The organism is Frateuria hangzhouensis (assembly GCF_026410505.1).
GTDB lineage: Bacteria > Pseudomonadota > Gammaproteobacteria > Xanthomonadales > Rhodanobacteraceae > Frateuria_A > Frateuria_A hangzhouensis.
Genome location: NZ_JAPMIU010000034.1, coordinates 1 through 1399, shown reverse-complemented (window position 1 = coordinate 1399; position 1399 = coordinate 1). Strand labels below are relative to the sequence as shown.

3 protein-coding genes are annotated in these 1399 nt (G+C 56.9%); all 3 read left to right on the top strand.

Going from position 1 to position 1399, the window contains the following annotated elements; genetic code table 11:
- The first annotated feature begins 135 nt into the window (after window positions 1–135).
- The 3 genes from OSC30_RS16735 (at window position 136) to OSC30_RS16725 (ending at window position 1215) form a co-directional block, all read left to right on the top strand.
- Window positions 136–477: a hypothetical protein gene (locus OSC30_RS16735; protein WP_267172984.1), complete on the top strand. Its 342-nt coding sequence runs from the start codon at window positions 136–138 to the stop codon at window positions 475–477.
- Window positions 478–550: 73 nt separating this feature from the next.
- On the top strand, window positions 551–826 hold the full coding sequence (locus OSC30_RS16730; RefSeq protein ID WP_267172983.1) for a hypothetical protein: 276 nt from the start codon (window positions 551–553) through the stop codon (window positions 824–826).
- Between the two features lie 56 nt (window positions 827–882).
- Window positions 883–1215, top strand: coding sequence for a hypothetical protein (locus OSC30_RS16725; RefSeq protein WP_267172982.1), 333 nt, complete (start codon window positions 883–885; stop codon window positions 1213–1215).
- Window positions 1216–1399: the final 184 nt, after the last annotated feature.

The following is a 1399-nucleotide window of genomic DNA, read 5'->3' as shown; positions in this document are numbered from 1 at the left end:
GACCAAAGAGGTCAACTGCGGAGCGAATAAGGCGGCATTCCGCCGTCAAAATGAGCGTTTTTCGCTTTGACGGGACCAATGTCACGCGTGAGTGGTTGCGCGGCGATTGATCAGACCATCCTTAGGTGAGGGAAGATGCGACTTCTGATAGCAACCGTATTTCTGCTCTTCGCTGGCAGCGCCCTAGCGCAGCTTTCGCCTTCGACCCCGACTAAGCTTTACGCAGTTGTGTTCCAGGCAACCGTGAACGCTTCAGGCAAGATCGACACGCTCAAGGTTTCCAAAGTTCTCGATCCTAGTTCAGGCACTACGGACGCTGTCGACGTGCCCGTCCCTCAAGCCTACGTCGCTGCTGCACAGGCTTTTCTCTCCAAACGCACGTACCCCACCGACCCAGAGCAGTTCTTCACCTACACCTTTTACGATCCATCGCAGCCAACTCGTGCAGACATCGATCCCAAGGCTGGTCGTCAGTAAGGGCTAACAATTCGTTCAAGGCGGACGGCTTCGCCGCCGCTTAACTCCAGCGTTAGCCATCATGGGAAAGAGCGTGGCTTTCTATCCAACAATCAGCACAACCTGGGCCGGGATGCATGGTGAAGGCATGCAGTTGGAGCTGTCCTGTGAATTCGCTGGCGAAAAGCGTCATTTTGCTAGCTTCATAGCCGACCCAACGGACGAGACCCTTTCACTAGAGCTGACAGTGCCTGGCGGCTCGATTCGCATTTCAGTTACGCAGCTAGAATCTCTGATCGCCGTCGCAAAGAAGGATGTGCATTCGGAGGCTTGGTATGACAAGCAGTTGCCATCGGGCAGTGACGGCTAACATCTCGTTCAAGCCGATGCCGCTTCGCGGCACGGCTTAACTCAGGCGTTAGGGCTATGAGCATCTCACCGTCAATTCGCGCCGCATCAGTAATTGCAATCGCGGTCCTTGTGACTAGCGGCTTCTGGCTTGGCGCATTCGCGTGGTTTGGCGGCTTCGTCTGGGTCAAGCAACTTTTTGGCTGGTCCGCTCTTGCTATCGGCTTTGTAGTAGCTGTATTTCGTTGGCGGGCCACTCCACGTCGTTGGCCTCGGCATACTGCCTTCTTTGTCGGGTCGCAGCTTTTGTTCGCCGCCGCTGTCGCAGCCGGCCAGGTCTTTTACTTTGGCCCAAGCAGCGCGACTGATGCTGCGCGACTTTTTGGCATCGCCATGCAGGGCGGCTTGTGAGTCCGCGCCCTAACATCTCGTTCAAGGCGGACGGCTTCGCCGCCGCTTAACTCCAGCGTTAGGGGCCACACGATGTTTCCGGGCGTTCACGACAGCGAAATCGTTGCTTGCTCGGCTGACTCGCGCAACGCAGAGCTAGTCCTCACCTTTGCGCCGGGTACCGGCTCGGCCAAAGACGGTTTCC